20 protein-coding genes and 1 tRNA gene are annotated in these 22,236 nt (G+C 72.1%); 15 read left to right on the forward strand and 6 right to left on the reverse strand.

Going from position 1 to position 22,236, the window contains the following annotated elements:
* Positions 1–7: 7 nt before the first annotated feature.
* Both OOJ91_RS25145 and OOJ91_RS25150 read right to left on the reverse strand, forming a co-directional pair.
* A complete protein-coding gene (locus tag OOJ91_RS25145) occupies positions 8–373 on the reverse strand; it encodes an MmcQ/YjbR family DNA-binding protein (protein WP_266248720.1) in 366 nt (121 codons plus the stop codon).
* Positions 374–741: 368 nt separating this feature from the next.
* Positions 742–2,289, reverse strand: coding sequence for a dolichyl-phosphate-mannose--protein mannosyltransferase (locus OOJ91_RS25150; RefSeq protein ID WP_266249841.1), 1,548 nt, complete (start codon positions 2,287–2,289; stop codon positions 742–744).
* A gap of 255 nt (positions 2,290–2,544) precedes the next feature.
* Between OOJ91_RS25150 and rsmI the strand changes: the two genes are divergently transcribed.
* Positions 2,545–3,384 carry a 16S rRNA (cytidine(1402)-2'-O)-methyltransferase gene (rsmI, locus tag OOJ91_RS25155; protein ID WP_439117104.1) on the forward strand — a complete coding sequence of 280 codons (840 nt, stop codon included), beginning with the start codon at positions 2,545–2,547 and terminating at the stop codon, positions 3,382–3,384.
* Between the two features lie 12 nt (positions 3,385–3,396).
* Here rsmI and OOJ91_RS25160 read toward each other — a convergent pair whose 3' ends face one another.
* On the reverse strand, positions 3,397–4,473 hold the full coding sequence (locus OOJ91_RS25160; RefSeq protein WP_266248722.1) for a hypothetical protein: 1,077 nt from the start codon (positions 4,471–4,473) through the stop codon (positions 3,397–3,399).
* A 157-nt stretch (positions 4,474–4,630) separates the two neighbouring features.
* On the opposite strand from OOJ91_RS25160, the gene metG reads away from it, so the two are divergent.
* A complete protein-coding gene (gene metG, locus OOJ91_RS25165) occupies positions 4,631–6,433 on the forward strand; it encodes a methionine--tRNA ligase (protein WP_266248724.1) in 1,803 nt (600 codons plus the stop codon).
* 46 nt (positions 6,434–6,479) lie between these two features.
* Here the strand turns inward: metG and OOJ91_RS25170 are convergent, their stop codons facing one another.
* Positions 6,480–7,727, reverse strand: a complete 1,248-nt coding sequence (locus OOJ91_RS25170; protein ID WP_266248725.1) for a hypothetical protein — start codon at positions 7,725–7,727, stop codon at positions 6,480–6,482.
* Between the two features lie 235 nt (positions 7,728–7,962).
* On the opposite strand from OOJ91_RS25170, the gene OOJ91_RS25175 reads away from it, so the two are divergent.
* The 7 genes from OOJ91_RS25175 (at position 7,963) to OOJ91_RS25205 (ending at position 14,505) form a co-directional block, all read left to right on the forward strand.
* Positions 7,963–8,862 carry a TatD family hydrolase gene (locus OOJ91_RS25175; RefSeq protein ID WP_266248727.1) on the forward strand — a complete coding sequence of 300 codons (900 nt, stop codon included), beginning with the start codon at positions 7,963–7,965 and terminating at the stop codon, positions 8,860–8,862.
* A 46-nt stretch (positions 8,863–8,908) separates the two neighbouring features.
* On the forward strand, positions 8,909–9,778 hold the full coding sequence (gene rsmA, locus OOJ91_RS25180; RefSeq protein ID WP_266248729.1) for a 16S rRNA (adenine(1518)-N(6)/adenine(1519)-N(6))-dimethyltransferase RsmA: 870 nt from the start codon (positions 8,909–8,911) through the stop codon (positions 9,776–9,778).
* 32 nt (positions 9,779–9,810) lie between these two features.
* On the forward strand, positions 9,811–10,395 hold the full coding sequence (locus OOJ91_RS25185; RefSeq protein WP_266248730.1) for a Uma2 family endonuclease: 585 nt from the start codon (positions 9,811–9,813) through the stop codon (positions 10,393–10,395).
* Positions 10,392–11,342, forward strand: a complete 951-nt coding sequence (locus OOJ91_RS25190; protein ID WP_266248732.1) for a 4-(cytidine 5'-diphospho)-2-C-methyl-D-erythritol kinase — start codon at positions 10,392–10,394, stop codon at positions 11,340–11,342. The genes OOJ91_RS25185 and OOJ91_RS25190 overlap by 4 nt, the downstream gene beginning before the upstream one ends.
* A gap of 122 nt (positions 11,343–11,464) precedes the next feature.
* Positions 11,465–13,270, forward strand: coding sequence for an ABC-F family ATP-binding cassette domain-containing protein (locus tag OOJ91_RS25195; protein WP_266248733.1), 1,806 nt, complete (start codon positions 11,465–11,467; stop codon positions 13,268–13,270).
* 95 nt (positions 13,271–13,365) lie between these two features.
* The gene (locus tag OOJ91_RS25200) at positions 13,366–13,821 is read left to right on the forward strand and encodes a DUF4383 domain-containing protein (RefSeq protein WP_266248734.1); all 456 of its coding nucleotides are present in this window, start codon (positions 13,366–13,368) and stop codon (positions 13,819–13,821) included.
* 207 nt (positions 13,822–14,028) lie between these two features.
* Positions 14,029–14,505, forward strand: coding sequence for a DUF4383 domain-containing protein (locus tag OOJ91_RS25205; protein ID WP_266248735.1), 477 nt, complete (start codon positions 14,029–14,031; stop codon positions 14,503–14,505).
* A 6-nt stretch (positions 14,506–14,511) separates the two neighbouring features.
* Here OOJ91_RS25205 and OOJ91_RS25210 read toward each other — a convergent pair whose 3' ends face one another.
* Positions 14,512–15,198, reverse strand: a complete 687-nt coding sequence (locus OOJ91_RS25210; RefSeq protein ID WP_266248738.1) for a TetR/AcrR family transcriptional regulator — start codon at positions 15,196–15,198, stop codon at positions 14,512–14,514.
* Positions 15,199–15,421: 223 nt separating this feature from the next.
* Positions 15,422–16,387 carry an acyl-CoA desaturase gene (locus tag OOJ91_RS25215; protein WP_266248739.1) on the reverse strand — a complete coding sequence of 322 codons (966 nt, stop codon included), beginning with the start codon at positions 16,385–16,387 and terminating at the stop codon, positions 15,422–15,424.
* Between the two features lie 362 nt (positions 16,388–16,749).
* On the opposite strand from OOJ91_RS25215, the gene OOJ91_RS25220 reads away from it, so the two are divergent.
* The 6 genes from OOJ91_RS25220 to OOJ91_RS25245 all read left to right on the forward strand — a co-directional run bounded on the left by OOJ91_RS25220 (position 16,750) and on the right by OOJ91_RS25245 (position 22,199).
* Positions 16,750–16,821: transfer RNA gene (locus OOJ91_RS25220), tRNA-Gln, on the forward strand.
* A 110-nt stretch (positions 16,822–16,931) separates the two neighbouring features.
* Entirely contained in the window at positions 16,932–18,491 is a 1,560-nt protein-coding gene (gene glmU / locus OOJ91_RS25225; protein ID WP_323178569.1) for a bifunctional UDP-N-acetylglucosamine diphosphorylase/glucosamine-1-phosphate N-acetyltransferase GlmU, read from the forward strand.
* Positions 18,492–18,548: 57 nt separating this feature from the next.
* On the forward strand, positions 18,549–19,529 hold the full coding sequence (locus tag OOJ91_RS25230; protein ID WP_007455396.1) for a ribose-phosphate diphosphokinase: 981 nt from the start codon (positions 18,549–18,551) through the stop codon (positions 19,527–19,529).
* Between the two features lie 331 nt (positions 19,530–19,860).
* The gene (locus OOJ91_RS25235; protein WP_007455397.1) at positions 19,861–20,556 is read left to right on the forward strand and encodes a 50S ribosomal protein L25/general stress protein Ctc; all 696 of its coding nucleotides are present in this window, start codon (positions 19,861–19,863) and stop codon (positions 20,554–20,556) included.
* 90 nt (positions 20,557–20,646) lie between these two features.
* A complete protein-coding gene (gene pth / locus OOJ91_RS25240; protein WP_234585606.1) occupies positions 20,647–21,237 on the forward strand; it encodes an aminoacyl-tRNA hydrolase in 591 nt (196 codons plus the stop codon).
* Positions 21,238–21,368: 131 nt separating this feature from the next.
* Positions 21,369–22,199 (forward strand): inositol monophosphatase family protein, encoded by an 831-nt coding sequence (locus OOJ91_RS25245; protein ID WP_266248747.1) that lies wholly within the window; start codon positions 21,369–21,371, stop codon positions 22,197–22,199.
* Positions 22,200–22,236 lie beyond the last annotated feature (37 nt).

Raw genomic sequence — 22,236 nt, forward strand, 5'->3', positions numbered from 1 at the left:
GGCCGGGTCAGGCGGGCGGGTCGAGCAGCGCGACAAGCCGCTTCGGCGCGATCTCCCGATACGCGTCCCGGCACAACTCGTCGATCTCGGTCCAGTCGACGTCGCTGTCGAGCCGGACGCCGAGCCACCCCCGGCCGCCGACGTAGGGCGGGCGGAAGAAGCGGGCCGGGTCGGCGGCGGTCAACTCCGCCTGGGCGCCGGTCGGCGCGGCGCACCACAGGTGGGGGAAGTCGTTCTGGTGGTGCCCGTCGGCGTGCAGGGTGACGAACACGCTCTTGTCCCGCACGAACCAGGTAGGTGACCCGTGGCTGGGGCGCTCGGTCACCTCGGGCAGCGCGAGGCAGATCGTCCGGACCCGTTCCAGCAGCTCCACAGCACCCCGCCTCCCGTCACGGTCGCGACGCCCACCACGGCGAGCCTAGTGCGTCGGGCCGTGTGGCCGGCAGCCCTCGTCGATGGCGAGACGGCCCGTTCGGGGCGCTGGGTCCACGCCGGGTCACCCTCGGTCAACTGCTGAATGGCAAGTATCGGCCCGGCCGGTATCCGTCGGAAATCTGACCCAAGTCGACCCGTTGTGCCGGTGGTGCGCGGTGGTTAAGCTCTTGATGCGCGCCCCAATCGCCCGCTTCCCCCGTGGCAGGCGATCGGGGCGCGCGTCTATGTGTAAGAGGTCGGGCCCGCACGCGAGACGCGTGCGGGCCCGATTTCCGTCGCGCTGTGCGGCGCGTCGCCTGCCGGTGCTTATATCCAGCGGCCGTCGAGCCACATTCGCGACAGCCAGTCCGAGTACGGGATCAGCCGGCCCACGAAGATCGGGTAGAAGTACGCGAAGCACAGCGCCACCAGCAGCACGTACGCCCCGGCCGCGACGCTGCCCACCAGCCGGCGTTCGTAGCCGGCGTCGCCGGGCACCAGGGCCGCCATCTCACCCACGTCACCCCCGGCCGGGGCGATGAGCGCACCGAGCACGTACACCACTGCCAGCACCAGGAACGGCAGCGCCGGCGCGACGTAGAACGAGAACATCGTCCGACCGTCGAGGGCGAACCAGAACCAGGGCAGCAGCCCGGCGGCCACGGTGAGCAGGATCGCGCCGGCCCGCCAGTCCCGCCGCGCCACGCCCAGCCAGACCAGCGCCACCAGGGCGGGCAGGAACGACCACCAGAGCAGCGGGGTGCCGAGCAGAAGGATCTCCGAGGCGCAGGTCGGTGCGCCGCAGGCGCCGTCGCCGGACCAGTGGAACGCGACCGGCCGCCCGAGCAGCAGCCACTGCCACGGCCACGACTGGTACTTGTGCGGATCGTCGAGCTGCGCGTGGAAGCCGTACGCCGCGCGGTGGTACTCGAAGAGGTTGATCAGCGGACCGATCACCGGGGTGTCGCTGAGCGGGGCGCTCGGGTAGGCCGACGCCAGCCGGTAGTAGCCGTCGTCGCTGAGCAGCCACCCCGACCAGGTGGCGAGGTAGGTGCCGACCATCAGCACGCCGGCCAGCACCAGCCAGGGCACCTCGTCGAGGAGGGTGTCGCGCCAGGGCCGGCGGACGCCAGCCGAGCGGCGGACGCCGACCTCCCAGAGAACCACGAGCAGCGCGAAGGCCGGCACGAAGTACAGGCCGCTCCACTTGACCGCGCAGGCGCAGCCGATCAGCACCCCGGCGGCGAGCCGCCACCACGGCCAGGTGCGCCAGCCGGTCGGCGGGCGGCCGGCACGGCCCGGCAGGCTCGGGTCGAGCCCGTCGTCCAGGGCGCGCGCCCAGCGTCGGCGTCGGGAGTCCCGGTCGAGCACCAGAGCGCCGAAGGCGGCCAGCACGAAGAACAGCAGGAAGATGTCGAGCAGCGCCGCGCGCGACAGCACCAGGTGGAAGCCGTCGAGCGCGAGCAGCAGGCCGGCCGCGCAGCCGAGCACCGTCGAGCGGAACAGCCGCCGGCCGATGCGGACCAGCAGCAGCACGGACAGCGTGCCGATCAGGGCCGCCGAGAACCGCCAGCCGAACTCGGGGGCGGTGGTGAACAGGTGCCCGCCGACGGAGACCTTCGAGTCCGCGTCCTGATAGCCGAAGGCCCACTCACCCACGCCGATCAGCCACTTGCCCAGCGGAGGGTGCACCACGTACGACGGGACGTTGTCCTTGTAGTTCCACTCGACGCCCCGGCTGATCAGCCCGTACGCGTCCTTGGCGTAGTACGTCTCGTCGAAGATCTTGCCCTTGGGGCTGGACAGGCCCACGAAGCGCAGGATCGCGGCGATCGCCACCACCACGGCGGTGGCGAGCCACGAGAACGGGTCCATCCGGGCGTCGACGGTGGCGAACCGGCGACGGACCACGGCGGACACCCCCCCGCCGTCGGCACGCGGTGCCGTCGGGTCCTGGCCAGGACTGGGCTCGCCTGTCACCTCGACCGTGTCAGCCGGGTCGGCGCTCGGGCTCTGCGCTGTCGACGCACTCGTCACCCGGCGATCGTAGGCTGCCAGGGTGTCCTGTGGCGCCCGTCGTCCCTGATACCGGTATTCGCTGTCGATGAAGGAGACGATGTCGTGGGTGAAATGTCCGAAGCTGGGCGCCTGATCCTGCTCGGTGCCCCGCTCGGCAACCCCGCCGACGCCTCGGCCCGGTTCCGAGAGGTGCTGGCCAGCGCCGACGTGGTGGCCGCCGAGGACACCCGCCGCCTCACCCGGCTGGCCCGCGACCTCGACATCACAGTCGGAGGCCGGATCGTCTCCTACTTCGAGGGCAACGAGGAGCGGCGTACGCCCGAACTGGTCGAGGTCATCCTCGGCGGGTACGCGGTGGCGCTGGTGACCGACGGCGGCATGCCGAGCGTCTCCGACCCGGGTTACCGGCTGGTCCGGGCCGCGCTGGACGTCGGGGCGCCGGTCACCGTCGCGCCCGGGCCCAGTGCGGTGACCACCGCCCTCGCCGTCTCCGGGCTGCCCTGTGACAGGTTCTGCTTCGAGGGGTTCCTGCCCCGCAGCGGGAGCGCCCGCCGGTCCCGGCTGCGCGCCCTCGCCGCCGAGGAGCGCACCCTCGTCTTCTTCGAGGCGCCGCACCGGATCGGCGCGGCGCTCGCCGACCTGGCCGAGACGTTCGGTGCGGACCGGCCGGCCGCGCTCTGCCGGGAACTCACCAAGACCTACGAGGAGGTGCTCCGCCGCCCCCTCGGCGAGCTGGCCCGGTGGGCTGCCGAGGGCGATCCGCGCGGGGAGATCACACTGGTGGTGGCCGGCTCACCGGCGACCGCCCCGGAACGCCCCGACGACGACGCCCTGCGCGCGGCAGTCGCCGAGCGGGAGGCCGCCGGCCGGTCCCGCCGGGACGCCATCACCGACGTCGCCACCGAATTCGCGCTGCGCCGCCGCGAGGTCTACACGATCGTGCACAGCTGACCCGCTCGGCAGTTACCAGGCGGCGGCGAGGAAGCCGAGGGTGATCAGGGCCGGGCCGGCGAGAGCCGCGGCCACCGCCAGGCGGCGGTGCCGACGGCCGGGCAGTCGGGCGGACCCCGTCCACCTGACGATGCCTGCGGTGCAGCCGAGCACCCCCAGCAGCCCGGGCAGCCACCGCAGGTGTCGGCCCGCTCCGGTGTCGGCGTATGCGGTGCCGCCGTCCGGGCCGGTCATCCGAGCCGGCAGCGCCGTCCCGGGGGCGCTGCCTCCGGCGGGTACGCCGCTGACGCGTACCCCGTGCGCCAGGAACCGCCCGTCGTCGGCCGTGAAGATGCCTCGGCACCGCTGGGTGAGACCGCCGCCGGTGCAGTCGTCGATCACCACGGTGCCGTCGCGCGCGTGCCCGACCGCGAGCCAGAACGGGCCGGCGCTGACCCAGGCGAAGAAGGCCGCGACCAGGCTCAGCACCACCAGCGCGGTCAGTCCGGGCAGCGGGTCCGGCAACGCGGTCGTCCGCGACGTGGAACGGCGAGCCCTGGCCGGGGCGCGGCGCCGGGGGGCGATGTCCTCCCGGACGGGTGTGCCGTCCCAGTGCACCTCCTCGATCGGCGCCCAGAACGCGACCTCGTCGTCCGGTGGCCGGTCCCCGTCGGCCCGGTGGACCTCCCGCTGACGGCTCTGCTGGCGTACCGGCACCCGACGTGGCACCGCGTCCACAGGTGCCCCGGTGGTCGGCTCCACCTCGACGGGGGCCCTGGCGGCCGTCGGGCCCGGCGGGTTCGGGCGGGCCGGGCTGGGCACGGGCGCCGTCGGGCTGGGCCGCGCCGGGGTGGGGGCCGGCGCGGCCGGCGTGGGCCGGGCCGGCGTGGCGGTGACCTCCGGCGTCCCGTCCCGTCGCGGTACGGCCGCCCGCCCGGAGGGCGTGGGCCGCCGGTCGCCGGGCCGGTCGGGTGCGGCGGTGGGGACCAGCCGGGGTTGCGGCGCGACCCCGGCGCCCCGGGGCGCGCCGGACGCCGGGCCGGGCTCGTCGCCGCCCGTGGGCCCGGTGGGACGCTCGTCGTGGTCCCGGGCCGCTCCTCTGCCAGTCACGACGTTCATTGCACACCGGCGGCGCCGGCTGATCGGGCAGCTGGACCGCGTGTCGACGACAAATCGGACCAATGGGCGGGGTGGTCGGTCCGGTCCGGCGGCCCGGCACCCCCATTGGTTCGCGGATGCCCCGGGCGGGTCACTAGGCTTGCTGCTCATGAGTCACGTTCTCGCGGCAGTGGCCTGGCCGTACGCCAACGGCCCCCGCCACATCGGCCACGTCTCCGGTTTCGGCGTTCCCTCCGACGTCTTCGCCCGGTACATGCGGATGGCCGGCCACGACGTGCTCATGGTCTCCGGCACCGACGAGCACGGCACCCCCATCCAGGTGCAGGCCGACGCCGACGGGGTGACCCCGCGCGAGCTGGCCGACAGGTACAACAGGGTGATCGTCGAGGACCTGCACGGCCTCGGACTCTCCTACGACCTGTTCACCCGCACCACCACCCGCAACCACTACGCGGTGGTGCAGGAGCTGTTCGAGGGGATGTACCGCAACGGCTACATCGTGCCGAAGACCACCATGGGCGCGATCTCGCCGTCCACCGGGCGCACCCTGCCCGACCGGTACATCGAGGGCACCTGCCCGATCTGCGGGTACGACAGCGCCCGCGGCGACCAGTGCGACAACTGCGGCAACCAGCTCGACCCGATCGACCTGATCGACCCGAAGTCGCGGATCAACGGGGAGACCCCGAAGTTCGTCGAGACCGAGCACTTCTTCCTGGACCTGCCCGCCCTGGCCGACGTGCTCCGCCAGTGGCTGGACACCCGGGAGGGGTGGCGGCCCAACGTGCTGCGGTTCTCCCGCAACCTGCTCGACGACCTCCAGCCCCGGGCGATCACGCGCGACCTGGAGTGGGGCGTGCCGATCCCGCTGGACGGCTGGCGGGACCGCACCGACAAGCGGATCTACGTCTGGTTCGACGCGGTGATCGGCTACCTGTCCGCCTCGATCGAGTGGGCCCGCCGCTCCGGCGACCCGGAGGCGTGGCGCAGGTGGTGGTCCGCCGACGGGGAGGGCAAGGACGCCCGGTCCTACTACTTCATGGGCAAGGACAACATCGTCTTCCACTCGGTGATCTGGCCGGCGCTGCTCTCCGGATACTCCGGCGAGGGCTCCCGCGACGGCGAGCCGGGCGAGCTGGGCCAGCTCAACCTGCCCACCGAGGTGGTTTCCAGCGAATACCTGACCATGGAGGGGCGCAAGTTCTCCTCGTCCCGCAAGGTGGTCATCTACGTCCGCGAGTTCCTGGAGCGCTACGACGCCGACGCGCTGCGCTACTTCATCGCCGCCGCCGGGCCGGAGAGCAACGACACCGACTTCACCTGGGCCGAGTTCCTGCGCCGCAACAACGACGAGCTGGTCGCCGGCTGGGGCAACCTGGTCAACAGGTGCGTCTCGATGGCCGCGAAGAACTTCGGGGCGATCCCCTCGATCGACCCGGCCGGCCTCACCGAGGCCGACGAGGCGCTGCTCGCGGTGTCCCGCGCCGGGTTCGACACGGTCGGCGACCTGATCGGCCGGCACCGGCAGAAGCAGGCCATCGGCGAGGCCATGAAGGTGGTCGCCGAGGCCAACAAATACCTGTCCGAGCAGGCGCCGTGGAAGCTCAAGGACGAGGCAGACAAGCCCCGGATGGGCACCATCCTGCACGTCGCCCTCCAGGTGATCAGCGACGCCAACACGCTGCTCACCCCGTTCCTGCCGCACTCCGCGCAGCAGGTGCACGAGCTGCTGGGCCGCACCGGCGTGCACGCGCCGATGCCTGTCATCGAGCAGGTCGACGACCTGGACGGCGGTCCGTCGTACCCGGTGTTGACCGGGGACTACACGGTGGGCGCGCGCTGGGAGTCGGTACCGCTGGAGGCCGGCACGCCGCTGGCCACGCCGAAGCCGGTGTTCCGCAAGCTCGACCCGTCGATCGTCGAGGAGGAGCTGGCCCGACTGGCCGGCTGAGCGTACGACGCCCCCCGGCGGCAGGGCATCCGGCCGCCGGGGGACGTCACATCGCGTACCGGGTGTCCATGACCTGGTCGTTGCTCACCTCGGCGCCCGGCGCCCACGTCTCGTAGATGCCCCGGTCGTGGCACTGCGCCCCGGTGGTGACCACCGCGTCCGGGTCCGGGTGGCGCAGCCGCAGGCGCAGCCAGCCGGCCTCCTCCCGCAGCACCAGGCACGACACGCCCCGCCACTGCGCGAACCGAACCCGCCGAGCCACCGCGTCCACCGGATAGCGGGCCGCCCGGGTCATCGCCAGCACCCGGAAACCACCTGGCAGATCGGCCACCGCCTCGTACTCCGTGTCGCCGTAGAGACCTACCAACTGGGTGGAGCGCGGGGCGTCGCCGGTCGGCACGTACTCCTGGTCGGGGGAGAGGCCCGGCACCGCGGCCAGCAGATGCCGCCACTGCGGGCCCACCATCCGCAGCCACGCGCGCTGCTCGGCCTGGTAGCTGTAGAGCACCACCTCCACCCCCTCGCTCGGGTACGCGAGCAGGGTCGCGTTCGCCGGCATCGGCAGGTCGGCGAAGTCCCGGGTGATGAACTCGGGCACGAGTTGGCCGTTGCTCGGCACGAAACCCGTGCCCAGCACCGGAGGGCCCAGCCGGTCGCGGGACGCCAGCATCGTCAGGCCCCGGTGCGCCTCGCCCACCGGCACGTCGTAGTCGCCCGGGTCGGCGGCCCGCCAACGCAGCGCGTACGCCACGTCCGAGCCGTCCCGCCCCACGTCGCCGTCCGTGCGCAGGACAGTGGTCGCCGACGGCGTACGCAGGTGCGCCACGTCGTGCTCCCGGTAGCAGAAGCCGTGCGGCAGCCAGCCCCGCACGTACCCGGCGAGCTGCCGGGCGGAGAGCACCTTCACCATCCGGGTGCCGCGCCGGACCACCGCCGAGGCACGCACCGCGGCGACCACCGGGTCACCCGCCGCGGACGGCTGCTGGCTGAGCTGGTGTACGTGCGACCAGCCGTGCTCCCGGTGCGCAGGCATCATCAGCGGTGTCTCCGGCTCCTCGGCCGGCTCGGCGGCCCCGTGCACCGCGCTCACCTCGGTGACGTGCACGAACCGACGCCACGGCAGGGCGGTGCCCGGACGCGGCGCCCGCTCGAAGCCGGCCACCTCCTCGGCGCTGAACAGCTCGTACGCGGCGCCCCGGGCGATCTCCTCGGCCGGGTAGACGCCGCCGCCGAATGCCACGCGCAGCCCGGTCCGTTCGCCGGCGGCATCGCTCGCGTGGGGTGTGACGCTCACGCCACGGCCTCGCTGCGCTCGGCCGCGGCGCGAGGCGCCACGCTGCTGTGCCCCATGGTTCGCTCGCTGCGCTCGCTCACGCCACCGCCTCGCTGCGCTCGGCCGCGGCGCGAGGCGCCACGCTGCTGTGCCCCATGGTTCGCTCGCTGCGCTCACTCACCCGGCGACGGTAGAGTCGCACGGCGTAGTCGAGGTGAACGCCGGGTGGCGGGCGGATGGACGGCCCCGGTGTGTGATGCTGTCGCTGATGAGCGAGCCGACTGAAACCCGCCGCGAGCGTGCCGCCCGGCGGGCCGGAGAGTTCCCGCCCGCCCCCGAGCCGTTGCCCCGGCCGGTGCTGGACAGCCACACCCACCTGGACATCACCGTGAGCGAGGCCGGCGTGCCCGGCGGCGGGCCGTCCGACGACCCGGTCGCCACGGCGATCACGGTGGCCGCCACTGTCGGCGTGGACCGGCTGGTCCAGGTGGGCGTGGACGTGACCTCCTCGCGGTGGGGCGCGGACATCGCCGACCGCTGTCCCGCCGTGCTGGCCACCGTGGCGCTGCACCCCAACGAGGCGCCCCGGCTGGCTGACCTCGACGAGGCCCTGCGGGAGATCGAGTCCCTCGCCGCCCGCGACCGGGTCCGGGGGATCGGCGAGACCGGCATGGACTTCTTCCGCACCGGCGACGAGGGACGCGCCGCGCAGGAGACGAGCTTCCGGGCGCACATCGCCATCGCCAAGCGGTACGGCAGGACGCTCGTCATCCACGACCGGGACGCGCACGCCGACGTGCTGCGGATCCTGGACGACGAGGGCGCACCGGACACGGTGGTGCTGCACTGCTTCTCCGGTGACGCCGAGTTCGCTCGCGAGTGCGTGCGCCGGGGCTACCTGCTCAGCTTCGCCGGCACGGTCACCTTCGGCAGCGCCACCGCTCTACGCGAGGCCGCCGCGCTCACCCCGCTGGACCAGATCCTCGTGGAGACCGACGCTCCCTACCTCACTCCGGTCCCGTACCGGGGGCGGCCGAACGCCTCGTACCTCATCCCCCTCACCGTCCGTCTCCTCGCCGCGACCACCGGCAGCGACCTCGACGAGCTGTGCGCGGCCATCTCCGCCACCGGCGATCGGGCCTTCGGGCCGTGGTGAGCCCGGCCCGGCGGCCGGTCCCGGCGACGCCGCTACGCTGCCAGCCATGACCGGTCTCCTCGGCCCGGCGGAGATCCGGGAGCTGGCCGCCCGGTTGGGCGTCGCACCCACCAAGAAGCTCGGCCAGAACTTCGTGCACGACCCGAACACCGTGCGCCGGATCGTCACCGCAGCCGGCCTGACCCCCGACGACGTGGCCCTGGAGGTCGGCCCGGGGCTCGGATCACTGACCCTGGGGCTGCTGCCGGTCGCCGGGCACGTGCACGCCGTGGAGATCGATCCGACGCTCGCCGGCGCGTTGCCGGAGACCGCCGCCCGGCACGCCGGACCGGACGCCGCCCGCCTCACCGTGCACCGCGCCGACGCGCTGCGCGTCCGCGCCGCCGAGCTGGACGACCCGCCGCCGACCGCGCTCGTCGCGAACCTGCCCTACAACGTGGCGGTGCCGGTGGTGCTGCACCTCCTCGCCGAGCTGCCCAGCCTGCGGCACGGCCTGGTGATGGTGCAGAAGGAGGTCGCCGACCGGCTCGTCGCCGGTCCCGGCTCCAAGGTGTACGGCATCCCGTCGGTCAAGCTCGCCTGGTACGCCCACGCCCGGAGCGCCGGCAAGGTGCCACCGAACGTGTTCTGGCCGGTGCCCAACGTCGACTCCGGTCTGGTCGCCTTCACCTGCCACGAACCGCCCCGCGCCGACGTACCCCGGGAGCGGGTCTTCGCCGTCGTGGACGCGGCGTTCGCGCAGCGTCGCAAGACCCTGCGCGCCGCGTTGGCCGGCTGGGCCGGTGGTCCGGACCGGGCCGCCGCCGCGCTCACCGCCGCCGGCGTCGACCCCGGCGCCCGGGGGGAGTCACTCACCGTCGACCAGTTCGCCGCCATCGCCGCGTCGGCCCCGGCCGGTACGCGGGCCGCGACGTAGGCTGACGCCGTGCCCGCCGAGGAGGTGTACGAGTGACCGCGCAGCCGATCGAGCCCGCCGCCCACGGGATGTGGACCCCGGATCCCGTGCGGCAGCGGCTGGCCAACCACACCATCGAGGACGTGCTGGCCCTGCCCGACGACGCCCCCCGCGTCGAGCTACGTGACGGAGTCCTCGTCGTGGTCCCCTCCCCGACCTTTGGTCATCAGAACATCGGCAACCTGTTGTGGATGTGGTTGCGGCAGTTCGCGCCGGTCGAGCTGACTCCGGCCACCGCCGTCGGGGTGGCGATCAACTACCGGAACTCCCTCGAGCCGGACGTCGTCCTGCTGAAGCGTCCGGTGGCGGCCGACCATCACTACTTCGAGGCTGAGCAGGTCGTGCTCGCCGTCGAGGTCGTCTCGCCCGGCACCCGACGTCGGGACCGGCTGGAGAAGCCTGCCGACTTCGCCGACGCCGGGGTCCCGCACTACTGGCGCATCGAGCAGAATCCGGTGCACGTGTACGCGTACGACCTGGTCGACGGCCGCTACGAGCTGGCCGCCGACTCTGCCGAGGAGCTGATCGTGGCCAAGCCGTTCGACATCCGCCTGCGCGTGCGGGACATCACCCCGTGACCGAGGCCTGGCGACCGGACGACGAGGACGAGCGACGCGGGGCTCTCGGTCCGGTGAAGGTCCGGGTGCCCGCGAAGGTCAACCTGCACCTCGGGGTGGGCCCGCTGCGCAGGGACGGCTACCACGAGCTGAACACCGTCTACCACGCCATCTCGATCTACGACGAGCTGACCGCCCGCCGGGGCGACACCCTCGCCCTGACCATGGAGGGCGAGGGCACCGGCGAGTTGGCGCTCGACGACACCAACCTGGTGATCCGCGCCGCGCACGCCCTCGCCGGGTACGCGGGCGTGCTGCCGCACGCCCGGCTGCACCTGCGCAAGCAGATCCCGCTCGCCGGCGGACTGGCTGGCGGGAGCGCCGACGCGGCCGCGGCCCTGGTGGCCTGCGACGCCCTCTGGGGCACCGGGCTGTCCCGTGACGAGCTGGCCGGAATCGCCGCCGACCTGGGCTCCGACGTGCCGTTCCTGATCTACGGCGGCACCGCGCTGGGCACCGGCCGGGGTGAGGCGGTCAGCCCCGTGCTGGCCCGGGCCACCTCCTGGCACTGGGTCGTGGCGATCGCCGACAGCGGCCTGTCCACCCCTGCCGCGTACCGCGAGCTGGACCGGCTGCGCGACTCCGGCGCCGCCGGCGCCCCGCTGGGCAGCACCGACGCGCTGCTGGGCGCGCTGCGTCAGCGTGACCCGCGGGTCCTCGCCGGTACCCTCGGCAACGACCTACAGGACGCCGCGCTTGCCATGCGGCCCGCGCTTGCCGACACCCTGAAGGCCGGCGAGGCGGCCGGCGCGCTCACCGGCATCGTCTCCGGCTCCGGCCCGACCTGCGTCTTCCTCGCCGCCGACGCCGCCGACGCCGGGCGGATCGCCGCCGAGCTGACAAGCGCCGGCGTGTGCCGGGAGGCGCGGGTCGCGCACGGCCCGGTCGCCGGCGCCCGCATCGGCTGACCGGCCCGTCCCACCCGCCCGCGGGCGCGCGGCGTGGGCGTCCCGGGTGTCCGCGTACCCTTGAGTCAGGCGTCCCGAGGTGCCCGCCGGCACCCGGACGCCTTGATCTTGAAGGGTGGAACGTGGCCAACATCGTCAATCTGGACCGGGTGTCCAAGGGGTACGGCGCCGCCGGGCGGCTGCTCACGGACGTCTCGCTCGGCCTGGACGACGCCGACCGGATCGGTGTGGTCGGCCTCAACGGCGCCGGCAAGTCCACCCTGCTGCGCCTGCTCACCAAGCAGGAGGAGCCCGACGACGGCCGGGTCACCCACCGCCGCGACCTGCGCGTGCTCTGGCTACCGCAGCAGCTCACCCTCGCCCCGGACGCCACGGTCCGGGACGTCGTGCTCGGCACCGCCTGGCTCGGTGAGGGCATGGGCGCCGAGCACGAGTGGGCAGGCGACGCAGGCGTCCGCAACATCCTCGACGGCCTCGGCATGCCGCACCTCGGCCTCGACCAGCCGGTCGGCCCGATGTCCGGTGGCGAACGGCGGCGGGTGGCGCTCGCCGCGCTGCTCGTCCGCGACTCGGACCTGCTGATCCTCGACGAGCCCACCAACCATCTCGACGTCGGCGGTGTCGACTGGCTCGCCCGGCACCTCGTCGGCCGCAAGGGCTCCCTGGTGGTGGTCACCCACGACCGGTGGTTCCTGGACGCGGTCTGCACCACCACCTGGGAGGTCGCCGACCAGACCGTCCGCGCGTACGAGGGGGGCTTCGCCGCCTGGACCCTCGCCCGCGCCGAACGCGAACGCGTCGCCGCCGCCACCGAGGCCCGCCGGCAGAACCTGCTCCGCAAGGAGATCGCCTGGCTGCGGCGCGGCCCGCCCGCCCGCACCTCCAAGCCCCAGTTCCGCATCGACGCCGCGAACGCGCTGATCGCCGACGTGCCGCCGGCCCGCGACACCATGTCGTTGCAGCGCATGGCGGTGTCGCGCCTGGGCAAGCAGGTGTACGAGCTGGAGAACGTCGAGCTGCATGCCGGCCCGAAGGAGATCCTGCGCGACGCCACCTGGCTTGTCGGTCCCGGTGACCGGATCGCCATCCTCGGCGCCAACGGCGCCGGCAAGACCACTCTGCTGCGGATGCTCGCCGGCATCACCCGCCCCGACGGCGGCCGCCTCGGCACCGGCTCCACGGTGCGACCGGCCTTCCTCTCCCAGGAGCTCGCCGAGTTGCCCGGGCACCTGCGGGTGCTGGAGGCCGTCGAGGAGGTCGCCCGCCGGGTCCAGCTCGGCGACCGGGAGGTCTCCGCAGCGCAGCTCGCCGAGGTGTTCGGCTTCGACGATCGCCGACTCTGGACCCCGGTCGGCGACCTCTCCGGTGGTGAGCGTCGCCGGTTGCAGATGCTGCGGCTGCTCGCCGGCGAACCCAACGTGCTGCTCTTCGACGAGCCCACAAACGACCTGGACACCGACACCCTCGCGTCGCTTGAGGACCTGCTCGACTCGTGGCCCGGCACGATCATCGTGGCCAGTCACGACCGTTACCTCATCGAACGCGTGACCGACACGGCGTACGGGATGTTCGGCGACGGTCGGCTCGTGCACCTGCCCGGTGGTGTCGACGAGTACCTCGCCCGGACCGCCGAGCGAGCGGGCTCCCCCCGGGCCGGCGGCACCCCGTCGGTCACGTCGGCCGGGCCCACCGCGGGTGGCATGTCCGCCGCCGAGGTGCGCCAGGCCCGCAAGGAGCTGACCCGGCTGGAACGGCAGCTCGGCAAGCTCGACCAGCGCGAGGTCACCCTGCTCGACCAGCTCGCCGCCGACGCCACCGACTACGCCCGCGTCGCCGAGCTGGACACCCAGCTCAAGGATCTGCGCGCCGAGCGGGAACGGATCGAGGAGACCTGGATGACCCTCGCCGAGGACCTGCCCGAGAGCTGAGCGGGCCGGGCACGCCGGCGCGGGGGCCGTGTGCGGCGTCACACCGACACATGCGGGACAATCGTCGGCGACACCTCACCCTTGGAGACCCAGACATGGCCCACACCCCCATCAACCACCCCGCGCGGCCGATCTACCGGGCGATCGGCGGGCTGACCGGTCTGTACCTGGTGGTCTTCGGCGTGCTCGGCATCATCGCGGGCGCCGGCAACGAGATCCTCGCCCAGGACGACACCCGCGTCCTCGGCCAGGGCACCAACCTCGGCTTCTCGCTGCTGTGCGTGCTGCTCGGGCTCGTCGTGCTTGTCGGCACCGCGCTCGGCCGCAACATCGACGTGGCGATCAACCAGTGGCTGGCGTACGCCCTGATGGTGATCAGCCTGGCCGGTCTGGCCTTCATCCGGACCGACGCCAACTACTTCAACTTCAGCATCTTCACCGTGATCGTCGTGATGACTGCCGCCCTGGTGCTGCTCATGGCCGGCATGTACGGCAAGGTCGGCACGGAGGACGAGGCTGAGGCTTTCCAGAAGGCTCGGCTGGTTCTCTGATCTTCTTCTGCGGTTGCGGCCGTGGGTTTTCGCCGGAGCCCGAGCTGCTCCGGGCGGTCAGGCGTGATCCCTGCGCAGCTCGGGCTCCGGCGAAAACCTGACCTGGTCCAGCCGTCCGGCGGACCCCTTCGGCTTTGGGGTTCTTCGGACAGTTGGCTCTTGCCTGGGCGACAATTCCCCTGAAACGGTCAATCAGGGGGTCTGGGTATGCCGCACTTTCCGGTGAACCATCCGGCACGGCCGCTCTACCGGGTCCTCTCCGGCCTGATCGGCGTGTACATCCTGGTCTTCGGCGTCTGGGGTGTCGCCGAGACGATCGGCGACCCGCTCTTCGACCGGGGCAGCCACTGGGCCCTCGGGCTCCGCACCAACCTGGCCTTCTCACTCGCCTCGGTGGTCTTCGGAGTCGTCCTGATCTTCGGAGCGTCCCGGCGCAGCAACCTCGGCCACTACATGAACCTCACCGCCGGGGTGGTGTTCCTGGTGACAAGCATCCTCATGATGTCCGTGCTGCAGACCGACGCGAACTTCCTCAACTTCTCGATGTCGACAGTGATCGTGTCGATGCTGTTCGGCCTGATCCTGCTCGGCACCGGCCTTTACGACAAGGTCGGCCCGTCGGAGCACGCCGAGGCGGAGTTGGAACGCCGCAAACATCCGGTGGCCGACGCGCACCGGAGCTGACCGAGGTCAGTGGCGACGGCTGGTGATCAACGTCGGCTTCGCCTCCAGGTGCGACAACCCGTTCCAGGCCAGGTTGACCAGGTGCGCCGCCACCGTCTCCTTGCGCGGCTTGCGCACCTCCAGCCACCAGCGGCCGGTCAACGCGACCATGCCCACGAGCGCCTGCGAGTAGAGCTCGGCCAGCTTCGGGTCGTACCCGCGGCTCTTGAACTCCGCGCCCAGGATGTGCTCGACCTGGTGGGCCACATCGTTCATGACGCTGCTGAAGGTGGCCGTCCCGGACATCAGCGGCGACTCGCGGACCAGCACCCGGAACCCGCTGGTCTCCTCCTCGATGTAGCCCAGCAGGGCCATCGCCGCCTGCTCCAGCAACTCGCGCGGATGCCCGGCGGTCAGCGCCGTGGTGATCCGGTCCAGCAGGGCCCGGACCTCCCGGTCGACCACTACCGCGTACAACCCCTCCTTGCCGCCGAAGTGCTCGTACACCACAGGCTTGGAGACCTTGGCGCGGGCCGCCACCTCCTCGATCGAGGTGGCGTCGAAACCGCGCTCGGCGAACAGTTGCCGGCCGATCGCGATCAACTGCTCCCGGCGCTGGGCTGCCGACATGCGTACCCGTGAGGGGGGCTTGGGTTTCGCCGCCGCAGCCGGCACTGTGCGCCGGCTGCCGGCGTCGTCGCTGACCTCGGGCATGTCGCCGCCTCGCTGGCGCTCGGTCACGCCCTGCCGTGGGATGGTGCCTCCGCTGTGCCCGTTCACGTCGTCGCCTCACTGGCGGGCGGCCTGGCCGCCCTGCCGCGCCGTCCGACCGTACCCGGATCGGGCCCGGCACCCCGTCCGCCGAGCCGTCCGGTTACCCCGCTGCGCTCGGTCACCCGGCCATCCTGCCAGGTGGCACCGCGCGGCACCGCCCGGTTTATCGGCGTGCGACAGGCTTCACGAGCTTGGCGGCGAGGCGCTCGGGCTTCGGCCAGCGCACCTGCGACGCCGCGCCCGTCTTCTCGAACAGCCAGATCACCCGGGCGGAGATGTCCACCTGACCACGCAGCACACCGTGCCGCGCGCTGGTCGGGTCGGCGTGGTGCAGGTTGTGCCAGCTCTCGCCGAACGACAGGATCGCCAGCGGCCAGAAGTTGGACGCGCGGTCGCCCTGGCGCATCGCGAACGGGCGCTCGCCGTACACGTGGCAGACCGAATTGATCGCCCAGGTGACGTGGTGCAGGAGGCCGATCCGGACCAGCCCGGCCCAGAAGAACGCGGTGAGCGCGCCCTGCCACGACCAGGTCACCAGGCCCCCGATCAGCGCCGGGCCGAGCAGCGAGACGGCCACCAGCACGGGGAACAGTCGGTCCACCCGGCTGATGTCACGGTCGGCGATCAGATCCGGTGCGAACCGCTCCCGGTTGGACAGTTCGCGACGGAACAGCCAGCCCACGTGTGCGTGGAACAGGCCCCGGGTCAGTGCCCAGAAGCTGGTGCCGAAACGCCACGGCGAGTGCGGGTCACCCTCCAGGTCGGAGAACGCGTGGTGCCGACGGTGATCGGCCACCCACTGGATGATCTCGCCCTGCACCGCAAGCGAACCCGCGACCGCCAGGGTCACCCGCAGCCACCGCTTGGCCTTGAACGAGCCGTGCGTGAAGTAGCGGTGGAAGCCCACAGTGATGCCGAGCCCGCTGACCACGTACCAGACCAGGCCGATGATCACGTCGCTCCAGCCCAGCCAGCCGCCCCAGGCGAGCGGCACGGCGACCAGCAGAGCCACGAAAGGGATCACGACGAAGGCCCACAGGGCGGCCAGGATCCCGGAGGACTGGCTGCCGTCGGTGAGCGGTTTCGGGCCGGGACCGGCGGTGTGGGGTTCGAGCATGGTGGTGGACATGGCACCTCGCAGAGGGGACGGAAACGATCACAAACCTACGCCTACGTCACCGTAACTTACGGCTCGGTAGAGCGCACGGGGAAGTTTGGAAACGCGGTCGTACGCAGGTGCTAAAGCCCTGCTCATGGCCGCTTGTCCGGTAGCTGAGGTGCACCGTCGCCGCGCTGGGCAACGGCTCTGCTTCCGTCGGATCCGAGGTTCGTCGCGGCCTCCGGCGAGGGTGCCGCCGCCGGCGCGGTCGTGGCCGACGCGGGAGAATCGGAAGGATCATGAAGGGCATGAGTGCTGGCGCCGCCCCGGTCGGGCGTTAAGGTGTAGCGGCAGGATGCTCGTCGGGGAGCGACGGCGTCCTGACGTTGCGATCGGCCGTGGTGTAATTGGCAACACCCGGGTCTTTGGTACCCGTATTTCAGGTTCGAACCCTGGCGGCCGAGCTATCCCTCTAAGTCCGTTTTAGGTTCTCCTGGGGGTAAGAGGGAACGGTGCCGGGCCCCGTGGTTAGCATGGCCGCGAGAGTGTCCGCCGTCCCGACGGGAGCCACGTCGTGCCCCAGCCCCACCTTCGTACCGTCGTCGTACTCGCCGCCGGTGAGGGCAAGCGGATGAAGTCGACACTGCCCAAGGTGTTGCACCCCCTGCTCGGCCGTACCCTGCTCGGTCACGTGCTGAGCGCCGCCGCGCCGCTGGGCGCCGACCGCACAGTCATCGTGGTGGGGCACGGCGCCGACCAGGTCCGGGCGCACCTGACCGAGATCGCCCCCGACGCCACGCCCGTGCTCCAGGCCGAGCAGCTCGGCACCGGGCACGCAGTCCGGATCGCGCTGGACGCCGTGCCGGAGGGCGCCGGCACGGTCGTGGTGATCAACGGAGACGTGCCGTTGCTGCGTCCGGAGACGGTGGGCGCGTTGGTGACCGCGCACGAGGAGACCGCCGCCGCGGCCACAGTGCTCGCCGCCGAGGTGCCCGACCCGACCGGGCTCGGGCGGATCGTCCGGGATGCCGACGGCCGGCTGGAGCAGATCGTCGAGGAGCGCGACGCCGACGCCACGCAGCGCGCCATCCGGGAGATCAACGCCGGCATCTACGCGTTCGACGCGGTGCGGCTGCGCGACGCGCTGGGCAAGCTCTCCACCGACAACGACCAGGGCGAGGAGTACCTGACCGACGTGTTCGGCCTGCTCCGCTCCACAGGCGAGCCGGTCGCGGTGCACGTGGCCGTCGACCACGTCGAGACGCTGGGCTGCAACGACCGGGTGGAGTTGGCGTCGCTGCGGCGGCTGCTGCGCGACCGGGTCAACGAGGCGTGGATGCGTACCGGGGTGAGCCTGCTCGACCCGGTGACCACCTGGATCGACGTGACTGTGGCGCTGGACCGCGACGCGGTGGTCGACCAGAACACCCAGTTGCGCGGGGCCACGGTGGTCGGCGCGGGCGCCCAGGTCGGGCCGGACGTCACGCTTGTCGACACGATCGTCGGCCCGGCCGCGTCTGTGGTGCGCAGCCACGCGGTGGGCGCCGAGGTGGGCGCGGGCGCCAGCGTGGGCCCGTACGCGTACCTGCGGCCGGCCGCGCGGCTCGCCGACAGGGCGAAGGTCGGCACGTTCGTCGAGGTCAAGAACTCCGAGATCGGCGCCGGCTCGAAGGTGCCGCACCTGACGTACGTGGGTGACGCGACGATCGGCGAGCAGACAAACATCGGCGCCGCGTCGGTCTTCGTCAACTACGACGGGGTCAACAAGCACCGCACGGTGATCGGCAGCCACGCCCGGACCGGTGCGGACAACATGTTCGTCGCGCCTGTCGAGGTGGGCGACGGCGCGTACACGGCGGCCGGCTCGGTGATCGTGGACGACGTGCCGCCGGGCGCGATGGGTGTCGCCCGGGCGCGGCAGCGCAACATCGAGGGTTGGGTGGTGAAGCGGCGGGCCGGTACGGCGGCGGCCGAGGCCGCGCAGCGTGCCGGCGACGCGGAGGGTGCGCAGCGAATCGGCGACGCGGAGGGTGCGTCGGACGTGGCCGGCACCGCAAGCGACAGTGAGGCAATGCACGGGCGGGCCGAGACGGTGGGCGGTGCGTCCGGCGCGGGAGATACTGCAACCGAATAGTCCCCGACCCACCACCACCGGGTCGGGTACCGCCGACAAACGGGAGCAGACGGGCCCATGGGCAGCATCGTCGCCGAAAACCGCAAGAGCCTGATGCTCTTCTCCGGCCGGGGTTTCCCGGAGCTGGCCAAGGAGATCGGCGAGGTGCTCGGTGTGGCACCGACGCCGGCCGACGCGTACGAGTTCGCCAACGGCGAGATCTTCGTACGGTTCAAGGACTCGGTGCGTGGTTCGGACGCCTTCGTGGTGCAGTCCGTGACGCACGGAGTGAACACCTGGGTCATGGAGACCCTGATCATGGTGGACGCGTTGAAGCGGGGGTCGGCGAAGCGGATCACCGTGGTGCTGCCGTTCTACCCGTACGCGCGGCAGGACAAGAAGCACCGCGGCCGGGAGCCGATCTCGGCCCGGCTCGTGGCGGACCTGCTGAAGACCGCCGGCGCGAACCGGATCCTCACTGTCGACCTGCACACCGCGCAGATCCAGGGCTTCTTCGACGGGCCGGTGGACCACCTCTTCGCGATGGACATCCTGGCGGAGTACGTGGAGCACAGGTACGCCGGCCGGCCGATGACAGTGGTGGCGCCGGACTCGGGCCGGGTGCGGGTGGCCGAGCGGTGGACCGACCGGCTGGGCGGCTGCCCGCTGGCGTTCATCCACAAGACCCGCGACCCGATGAAGCCGAACCAGGTGGTGGCGAACCGGGTGGTCGGCGAGGTGGAGGGTCGCGTCTGCCTGATCGTCGACGACATGATCGACACCGGTGGCACGATCGCCAAGGCGGCGGACATCCTCAAGGAGTCGGGCGCGGCGGAGATCGTGGTGGCGTCCACCCACGCGCTCCTGTCGGACCCGGCGACCGAGCGGTTGAAGAACAGCCCGATCAGCGAGGTCGTGGTGACCAACACGCTTCCGTTGCCGCCGGAGAAGCAGCTGGACAAGCTGACGGTGCTGTCGATCGCGCCGCTTCTGGCGCGGGCGATCCGGGAGGTCTTCGACGACGGCTCGGTGACCACCCTCTTCGGTGGCCTGAGCTGAGGGCGCGCCCCGTTTCGTCATTCGACGCGCCGGTGGGGAAAAAACTGGCAGTCTGGTGGGAAACGGGGCTGGCACGCCGATGGGAACGCCATCGGCGTGCCGGTCTGGAGCTGTGACCGGGGACTGCCGGAAACCCGGGAAACAGCTCGGGTAGACTGGTGCGGTTGCCACGGCGAGGGTGCCCGGCGGGCCGCTGAAGAGCGCCGCACGGAGGCACCGTCATCGACGCGGTGCTCCGGGCAGTCGTTCATGACGCATGAGCCCCAGCGAGCCCCTCGCCCAGCACCGCAAGACGACAAGCCGCCGTAGCGAAAGCATCAGGAGTTTCCCCGTGTCCGAGGTAAAGATCAGCGCCGAGCCCCGCACCGAGTTCGGCAAGGGTGGTGCCCGTCGTACCCGCCGGGCCGGCAAGGTGCCCGCCGTGCTGTACGGCCACGGCGAGAAGCCCAAGCACATCGCGCTGCCGTCGCGGGAGTTCGCCGCCGCGATCCGCAAGGGCGGTGCCAACCAGCTCTTCGCGATCGACATCACCGACGGCACCCAGGTGCTGGCGCTGCCGAAGGCGATCCAGCGTGACCCGATCCGGGACACCTTCGAGCACGTCGACCTCATCCTGGTGCGCCGGGGCGAGAAGGTCACCGTCGAGGTGCCGGTCCAGCTGACCGGCGAGGCCGCGCGGGACACCCTGATCGTGCACGACCACGACACCCTCTCGGTGACCGCCGACGCCACGAAGGTTCCGGACCACCTCGAGGCGTCGATCGAGGGCCTGGAGGCGGGCTCCTCGGTCACCGCCGGCGACGTCGAGCTGCCGAGTGGTGTCGAGCTGGCCGTCGACCCGACGCTGCCGGTCGCCGCCGTGACCGCCGCGCCGACCGCCGAGCAGCTCGAGGCGACGCTGCCCGAGGTCGAGGAGGCCACCGAGGAGGCCGACGCCGAGACCGGCGAGGTCACCGAGGGCTCCGAGGGTGCGGACGCCCCGGCCGCCGAGGGCGCGGAGAACACCGAGGCGCGTACCGAGGCCTGATCGGTTCGTATCGTGCGGCAGGCGTCCCCGAGTTTCGGGGGCGCCTGCCGGCGTATCGGGAGTCGGTGAAGACGGCGGAAGGGACGGGTCGTGACGGACGAGGCGGGGCCGTGGCTGGTGGTCGGCCTGGGCAATCCGGGCCGGGAGTACGCCGGCAACCGGCACAACGTCGGGTTCATGGTGGCGGAGCTGTTGGCGGGGCGGTTGGGCGCGCGGTTCGGTAGGCACAAGCGGGCGGTGGCCGAGGTCGCGGAGGGGCGGCTGGGGTTCGGCGGTCCGAAGCTGGTGCTGGTCAAGCCACTGACGTACATGAACCTGTCCGGTGGGCCGGTCGCGGCGCTGTCCCAGTTCTACAAGGTGCCTCCGGCGCAGGTGATCGCGGTGCACGACGAGCTGGACATCGGGTTCGGCCAGGTGCGGATCAAGTGCGGCGGCGGTGAGGGCGGGCACAACGGCCTGCGTTCGATGTCCAAGTCGTTGGGCACCAAGGACTATGTCCGGGTGCGGTTCGGCGTGGGTCGGCCGCCGGGTCGGCAGGATCCGGCGGACTACGTGCTGTCGGATTTCGGCGCGGCGGAGCGCAAGGAGCTGGATTTCCTGGTGGACCGGGCCGCCGACGTGGTGGAGTCGGTGATCGTGAAGGGCGTGGAGCCGACCCAGAACCTGTACCACGGCGGCTAGGGCGGGGCGTACCGGATCGGAAACGGTTGGCCGGTAGTCTGCGCCTTTCGGCGTGCCGCAACCGGCGACGCGGGTCGCGGCCGATCGGTGCGTGCGGGCGCGGGCCGCGGCGAGGCGACGGGAGCGGGCAGATGGGCAGTCCTCCGATGATCGACGGGGCGTTCGCCCGATGGTTGGCCTCGCGGGCCGGTCAGGCGCTGCTGGACCTGCGAGCGGAGCTGGGCTTCGCGGACACGGGCGCGCTGAAGTCGGCCGGCGACAAGGTGTCGCACGACCTGATCCGCACGGAGTTGGCGCGGTGGCGGCCGGGGGACGCGGTGCTCTCCGAGGAGGACGAGGGCTCCCGGTTGGCCTGGGCGGCCGAGGTGAACGCCGGTGCGGTGTCCCGGTTGACCGCGGACCGCGTGTGGATCATCGATCCGTTGGACGGCACCCGGGAGTTCGCCGAGGAGGGCCGCTCGGACTGGGCGGTGCACATCGCGCTCTGGGCGCGGAACGCGCCGAGCCCGCACGGGCTGGTCGCCGGGGCGGTGGGGTTGCCGGCGCAGCACCGGGTGCTGGGCACCGACTATCCGCCGGCGTACCCGCCGATGACCGTGGAGGCGGCGACGGCCGGCGAGCGGAAGATCCGTCTGGCGGCGAGCCGGAGCCGACCGCCGGTGTTCCTCACCGACCTGGCCGAGGACGTCGGCGCGCACCTGGTGCCGATGGGTTCGGCCGGCGCGAAGATCGCCGCGGTGGTGACTGGCGAGGTGGACGCGTACATCCATGCGGGTGGGCAGTACGAGTGGGACTCGGCGGCGCCGGTGGCTGTGGCGACGGCCACCGGACTACACGCTTCCCGTATCGACGGTTCTGCGCTTCGATACAACGAGGCGGATCCGCGCCTGCCGGACCTGCTGGTCTGTCGCAAGGATCTCGCCAACCGGTTGCTTGCAGCGCTGCAGAGGCATTCCGGGTAGCCTGAGCGCACTTCTTGACATGTCCGACCGGAAAGGT

Source organism: Micromonospora lupini (assembly GCF_026342015.1).
Classification (GTDB): Bacteria; Actinomycetota; Actinomycetes; order Mycobacteriales; family Micromonosporaceae; genus Micromonospora; species Micromonospora lupini_B.